General features: G+C 21.2%; 1 protein-coding gene. It reads right to left on the bottom strand.

The features are described from left to right. On the bottom strand, positions 1–3996 hold a 3996-nt coding region (locus tag U744_RS04725; RefSeq protein WP_036432137.1), incomplete at both ends, for a hypothetical protein.

The raw sequence follows: 3996 nt of genomic DNA, 5'->3' as shown, positions 1-3996 counted from the left end.
TACACTAAAAGCTGAATTTGATTGAATAATACTATTTTTATTGTTTGTTGCAACATTTTCATTAACATCAACAAATAAATCAAAATTTCTATATTCTCTATTTGAAACTAAATTATCAAAAACAATTGTAACATTGTTGTCATTTAATTGAACACTTGGATCTGAATTTATTTTTAATGCTTGAATATTTCTATTATCACTAACTTGAGATTGAATAATTTGCCCAATAAATCTTAAATTGTTTTTGATATTGTTTAAGTTTTCTGAAATTTCTATTTCTAAATTATATGTTGAATTAATTAAATTTTTATTTTCTTGTTCAGTATTAATTAATGTTGCACTATATCCACCAGGTTTTGTTTTTAATAATATTTTGTTACTAAAAATTTGATTGATATTAATTTTTTTATTCTCAGAACCATCTGTTGTTATTACATTTTTGATAATTAAATTATCAGCAATATTTTCCTTGTTTAAAAATACATCATCAACAACAAATTCAACTACTTTTTGATTATTTTCAATTTTAGTAGTTCCTATAAATTTTTTATTTTTATCATTTGCAGTTAATGTTTTAAGTGTTGTATTTAATTCAACTTCATAACTATCACTAAATAGAATGCTATCTTGATCAATAATATTAAATTTCAACTTAACTTGATTAAGTGAAGGTGAATCTAATATTTGCATTGTTGCATCAAGATTTTTTTGAGATTTTTCCGTTGTAAATGAAGCGCCATTAATAATAGTTGCAAAATTAATTTTCATAAATTTATTAGCATTATTATTGATTGCAATTTCTTGATTCAAATTAACTTCATTCACCAGAAAATTATGATCAACAAAGTATATATTTTCAAGTTGGTATAAACGAGCTTTTTTTATTACTCCATTAACTAATTCTAAATCATTAATTTTAATATCATTATTATTTTGAGCAATAAAATCATTTGAATTTAAATCTTTAGCAAAATAAATTTTTTCATCAAAATTTTTTGATTTATACTCAAGAAGAATCTTTTTGTTTTTTCAAATTTCAGGGAATTTATTTAAATTATTTGTTAATCCCAGATTAATTTTTTGATCATTTGTAAGTTCAAAATTTTGTTTAAACTGTGGTGTGATAGTTTTAAAAATTTCATCTAAATTAAATAATTTTGTGCTTGCTTGTTTTTTTAACTTATTAATATTTAAATCTAAAACATTATCAAAATTTTTATTTGCATATGCATTATTTAGTAATTCTTTTGTTCCTAAATAAATATTTTTTAAAGTATAAGTATTACTTAAAGTTATATTTTTAGAATGATTTAAAGAAATATTTAAATTGTTGTTTTCATCAATTGCAATAATATCAGTATAAATGTCTTCATTTTGTTCATTAGTAAAATGAACTACAAAATGAGCTTTGGTAGATTCATCACTAGTATAAAGAAAAGCAGAGTTTGAGCTAATATTATATGTTGCGCTAATAATTGGTTCAGATGCATGAGCAGATAATTCATTTGTTTCAACAAGAACTAATTGTTTATCAAATTCTTTATTAATTGCAATATTTGCAGTTAAATTATGAGGCAAATCACCATTTGATAAATAATTTGAAATAGCAACATCAGATACATAATGCATTTCAAATTTACCAATTTTATATTCATGGTCTAAAATAGGATTTGGAATTTCAAATTTAAATACTTTTTGATTATTTTCTTTTGTGACAATTAAATTTTGAATGTTTAAAAGATTTTCAGAAGATGTTATATCTTTATAACTAAAAATAGTTTCATTTTGAGGGCCTAACACATTATCTACATCATTTACAAGTACTTTTACAACTAATTTTTTTAAATTTGATTCAGTTTTAACGAATTCAGGTGTTAAAACTCATTCAGATTGACTTGGAAAGACAGCAAATTTTTTATTTTCTAAAATTTTTAAATTACTATTTTCATCAAATTCAATCCAGTTATTGTTTGAAACTTCATATTTAACTTGCTTAAATTTATATTCTCTATTTTTATTAATTAATATATTTTGAATTTCAAAATTTAAAGTTTGATTAGAATTTGAAATTACATTAGATGAAAGAACTTCAATTTCTTTTTTAATAACTTTATTAAAGTTATCTAAATCCTTATATTCAAAAATTAATTTAACTTTTTTACCATTAAATCTTTCAACTGATTTTTCATAATCTAAATTAATTAAAATATTTTGTAAATGTGTGTAGGCATAAGAATATTGATCTTTTTTCTCTGAATTAACAAAAGTTATATTGGTTAAATTAAATTGATTTTGCTTAGTTTTAAATTTAAAGAAATAATTCTCATCTAAACCAATATTTTGATAATTAGCATGCACTAAAGTTGGTTGATTTTCTAGTCCAGGAATTAAACTAGAAAAAATAATTTTATCAATTTCATACTCAGTTTCTTCATCTAAATCATTAAATTCCACATCAATTCTTGCGCTTTTTTTATCAGCACTAATGTTTGATAGATTTAAAACGATTTCTTTTTTATCATTTTGATTAGAAGATTTTTTAATTGTAACTTTAACTTGTTGACTTAAATCAAAATAACCATCTTCTGAATTTAAAAGTAAAACAAAACTTGCCTTATTATCCTCACTTGTATTTATAGAACTATTTTCAATACTAATATTTGTTAAATGTGATTTTGTAGTAACTTCTTTTGTTAAATTATTAATATTTAATTTAACTAATGAATCAAAATTGCTATTTGTAATTGCATTTTCTAGTTGTTCTTTAGTTCCTACATAAATATTTTGTAAAATATATTTATGATTAAATTGAATATTTTTTGTTTCATCTAACGAAAAATTAAAATTATTATTTTCATCAATTGCAATAACATCAGTATAAATATTTTGATTTTTTAAATTTTTAAAATGAGCAATTATATGAACATTTTTAATTTCATCATTATTAAATAAAGTAATAAAATTTGATGATAAATTATAACTCCCACTAATTTCTCTTTTATTTTCATTTGCATATAAATTAGTTATTTCAGTAATTTCAACATTTGAATTTTCAATTTTAATTTCATCATTTGGAATTGCAAAAATTAATTCATCTTTTTCAGGATAAGCACCAATTGTTAAGGTAGTTTTATCTTTATCAATTGAAGAAACATATTTAACATTTCTAACCTTATATGCTTGATTTATTTTAAAATCATTAATTGTAAAATTAATTTGTTTTAAATTATTATCATCAATAACTAAATGAGGATTGGAACCGAATTTTTCAATTTCTTCACCTTCAATGATATATTTAACAGCTAAATTCAAATCATCATCAATTGTTAAAACATTATCAACATCATCAATTTCTAAAGTTACAAATGCTTTATTGATATCAGTTTTGTCTTTAACAAAATTCCCTGATTTTACTTTAAATGCTTCTGCACTTGATTTTTGTACTTTAAAGTTCCCTGCAACAACTGTTGGGGTAACTTCTTTATCATCATCTAGTTTTTCTCAAGTTGAAGTTAAACTATTATACTTTTCAACTTTAGCAAAAGTATACAAGCGATTTGGCTTTAATTTATTTGCTAAAATTGTAAACTGTATTTTTTGCTCATTTTCTATATTATTTAAATCATCTTCCAAAACAACTTCATCACTTGTAATTGTTTGAATTTGACCATTAACTGTCTTGTAATTAAATGACAAACGAATTTTTTCTTTATATAAACGATTTACAATTTCTTTTTGATTGAAAATTAAATTAACTTTAATGTCTTCATTAACATTTCATTCAGTTTTATTATTTTGATATTCAAGATTTTCTTTAAATGTAAATTTTTTGCCTAAAGTTTGAATTGAATTTCTAGGAGATTTAGTTAAATTATTGATTAAAAAACTAAAATTGTTATCAGAAATATTTGCAACTTTTATATTTTCATTTGCTCTTGAAGGTCTTGAATTAAATTTTAAAACAAGATTGTAATCAAGACCTTCTTCAACTTTATT

Source organism: Mycoplasmopsis cricetuli ATCC 35279 (genome assembly GCF_000526955.1).
Taxonomy (GTDB): Bacteria; Bacillota_I; Bacilli_A; order Mycoplasmatales; family Metamycoplasmataceae; genus Mycoplasmopsis; species Mycoplasmopsis cricetuli.
Note: the sequence above shows the minus strand (reverse complement) of the source record. Positions and strands in the feature narration are given on the sequence as shown.